2 protein-coding genes are annotated in these 2,403 nt (G+C 60.0%); one reads left to right on the top strand and one right to left on the bottom strand.

The features are described from left to right. Positions 1-272: 272 nt before the first annotated feature. Positions 273-1,091, bottom strand: a complete 819-nt coding sequence (locus FHS98_RS18610) for an alpha/beta fold hydrolase (protein WP_167108962.1) — start codon at positions 1,089-1,091, stop codon at positions 273-275. 286 nt (positions 1,092-1,377) lie between these two features. On the opposite strand from FHS98_RS18610, the gene FHS98_RS18605 reads away from it, so the two are divergent. Further along, positions 1,378-2,301, top strand: a complete 924-nt coding sequence (locus FHS98_RS18605) for a LysR family transcriptional regulator (protein WP_167108959.1) — start codon at positions 1,378-1,380, stop codon at positions 2,299-2,301. Positions 2,302-2,403 lie beyond the last annotated feature (102 nt).

The following is a 2,403-nucleotide window of genomic DNA, read 5'->3' as shown; positions in this document are numbered from 1 at the left end:
CAGATCCCCACGCGCCATCGCTGCTCCCCGCAAAGAGCTGCCTTGAATCAAACTTCAGGCCGTTTGGGAATCCACTTTGTCAACGCAACCTAGGCGAGAAGGCGCAGCTTCGGCCCGCGATCGCCCGCTTTCCATAGAGGTAGTCCTTCGAGGTCATCTGCTGTTGACGACGGCCGAGTGCCAATCCTCGCCGTTGGCATGAAGAGAGACCACCTTGTGATGGCCTCTCTCTCCTATGTGGCCTGATATTGGAAAGGTAAAAAGTGATGTCGTCAGGATCTGATGAATGAGAGCAGGTCGGGGTTAAGTACCTCCGCATGCGTGGTCAGCATGCCATGCGGGTAGCCCGGATAGCTCTTGAGTGACCCCTTCTCCAGCAGATCGACCGCGCGTGGCACAGAGCTTGTGAACGGAACGACCTGATCGGCCTCGCCATGCATCACCAGCACCGGCACGGTGATCTTCTGGAGGTCTTCGGTATAATCCTCGAGCCAGGAGTCGACAGTCAGATAGTGAGCGAGGGCACCGCCCGCCATGCCTTGGCGCCACCAGTTCGCGATGACCGCCTCCGAAGGCTTCGCCCCATCGAGGTTGTAGCCGTAGAAGGGGTTCTCGGGAACGAAACGGAAGAATTCCGCGCGGTTGGCCAGTATGCCCGCCTTGATCGTTTCGAACCACTCCGGTGGCTGACCGGTTGGATTTTCCTCGCTCCGGTACATGTTGGGTGTCAGCGAAGCGACCAGGACCGCCTTGGCGACGCGCTGCTGGTGGCGGGCGACATAGCGCGCCACCTCACCTCCGCCCGTCGAGTGCCCGATGTGGATGGCGTCGTGCAGGTCGAGATGTTCCGTCAGGGCGGCGAGGTCGGCGACCCAGGTGTCCATGTCGTTGCCGGTGGCGGGCTGGTCCGAACGGCCGTGGCCGCGCCGATCGTGGGCGATCACCCGATAGCCGTGCTGAAGGAAGAACATCATCTGGGCATCCCAGTCATCCGCCGTCAGCGGCCAGCCATGGCTGAAGACGATCGGCTGACCCGATCCCCAATCCTTGTAGAAGATGTTTACGCCGTCTTTGGTCGTGATCGTGGACATCGAATTTCTCCATCTGTGCTGCTGACATCAAGTCATCAAACGAAGACGCGTGCACTGACTCACAGGCTTTCGCAGCGGGTGGCTGTCGGCCTGCAGCGCCGGAGAGCAGTTTACCAAGGCGCGAGCCGTCGTCCCAGACGCCGAGACAGAAGGCGACCTCGAGCCTGGTATCCAACAGGGGGTTCCCTCCTTCGCTTGATGATGCGCTGGGGCTAGGTTCCGCTTTCGATCGAGACAAAGACCTTGTACGCTTAACCTATGCCTGGGAGGTATAGGAGGGCCGCCAATGGAACTTCGACATCTGCGATATTTTGTAGCTGTCGCTGAGGAAGGCAGCCTTCTTACGGCCGCTCAGCGGCGCTTGAACACGTCGCAGCCATCGCTCAGCCGTCAAATTCGCGACCTTGAGTCAGAAGTGGGTGTCAAGCTGCTCGAACGACAGGCGCGGGGCGTGACATTGACGGCGGCCGGACGGGTATTTCTCGATCACGCGCGGCTGGCGCTGCTGCAGGTCGAGGCGGCGACCGATGGAGCACGTCGGGCGGAACAGCCTGAGCGAGCGGTATTCTCCATAGGTTTCCTGGCCGGGCAGGAAGTGGTGTGGCTACCCCATGCTTTGCGGATCATCCGCGAGGAAGCACCCGAAGTCGAAGTTACTTTGTTCAGCCAATCCTCGCCGGAACTCGCCGCAGCGCTGATGCGCGGCAAGCTCGATATGGCGTTTCTGCGGCACGAGCCTCAGACCGTGGGACTGACGTTCCAATTCCTGGTCAAGGAACCCTTGATAGCCGTGCTTCCCGCTGACCATCGTCTGACTGCGGAAAAGCGAATCCGACCGCAGGACTTGGCCCGCGAAGTTTATGTGAGCGCGGCAAGAACCTCGCCGGTCTTGAACGCCGTAGTTCAAGACTATGCTGCGAGCGTAGGAATCGCGCTCAAGGCGCAATATGAAGGCGAGAACTTGTCGTCCGCGATGTCGCTCGTGGTGTCGACTGGCGGCGTCACGTTGATACCGCTCTACGCGCAGAACATGCTAACGCCGAACGTCGTCGCTCGAGCGCTCGACGGGATGGCGCCGTCAATCGACCTCAATCTGGGGTATAACGAGGCGAACTCCTCTCCTCTGTTACGTAGAATCCTGTCACGGGCGGGCGAACTGGTCGCGAGCGTCCAAGGCCAAAGCATCATCCGATATGCTGAGACCGGCTAGGAAATCTGACTAGGTTGCGTTGACAAAGTGGATTCCCAAACGGCCTGAAGTTTGATTCAAGGCAGCTCTTTGCGGGGAGCAGCGATGGCGCGTGGGGATCTG

The sequence above is a fragment of the Sphingomonas oligoaromativorans genome, from assembly GCF_011762195.1.
GTDB classification, from domain to species: Bacteria; Pseudomonadota; Alphaproteobacteria; order Sphingomonadales; family Sphingomonadaceae; genus Solisphingomonas; species Solisphingomonas oligoaromativorans.
The sequence above is the reverse complement of the archived record's forward strand: the minus strand, read 5'-3'. Positions and strand labels throughout refer to the sequence as shown.

Excerpts from the sequence above, each read along its gene's own strand:
- FHS98_RS18610 (WP_167108962.1), bottom strand. The coding sequence starts at position 1,091 with ATGTCCACGATCACGACCAAAGACGGCGTAAACATCTTCTACAAGGAT.
- FHS98_RS18605 (WP_167108959.1), top strand. The coding sequence starts at position 1,378 with ATGGAACTTCGACATCTGCGATATTTTGTAGCTGTCGCTGAGGAAGGC.